We start from the raw sequence: 504 nt of genomic DNA, 5'->3' as shown, positions 1-504 counted from the left end.
AGCGATTCAAGTAGGTATACGCCTTATACCCTCGCTGCACATGGTTCTCGATACCCGGAGCGAGCTGGTCATTCTAAGCACCGCCAACTTTCACAACGTAGTTCCCAGCACTCCCCGGCTCACTCTCGTGTAGGGATATATCGCGATATAGATAATGCTTTTAATCTTCTGAAAATTAATCCCCAAAGAGCATTAGATGAGGCTGAGACTCTCTTAAAAAAATACGTGGGAGATCCGAAACGATATGCTCGTATTGTGCAGTTAAAAGCCAGGTGCTTGTTTCTTCTTGACAATTTTGATGGGTGTATAGAGTTCATTCATTCCCTTTCAGCGGGTTTGCAAAACAACAAAGGGGTGATAATGGCAAAAGGCAGAGCTTTACAGGCTCGAGGCCATTTAACGGAAGCTTTATCACTTTTCCAGTATCTTTATACCCGATGCTCAACCTCTCTCAATGACGAAAAAAACCATGGTCTGGCATTGAGTCGTCTACTCCAGGTCATA

This window comes from Parendozoicomonas verongulae, from assembly GCF_009711465.1.
Taxonomy (GTDB): Bacteria; Pseudomonadota; Gammaproteobacteria; order Pseudomonadales; family Endozoicomonadaceae; genus Sansalvadorimonas; species Sansalvadorimonas verongulae.
The sequence above is the reverse complement of the archived record's forward strand: the minus strand, read 5'-3'. Positions refer to the sequence as shown.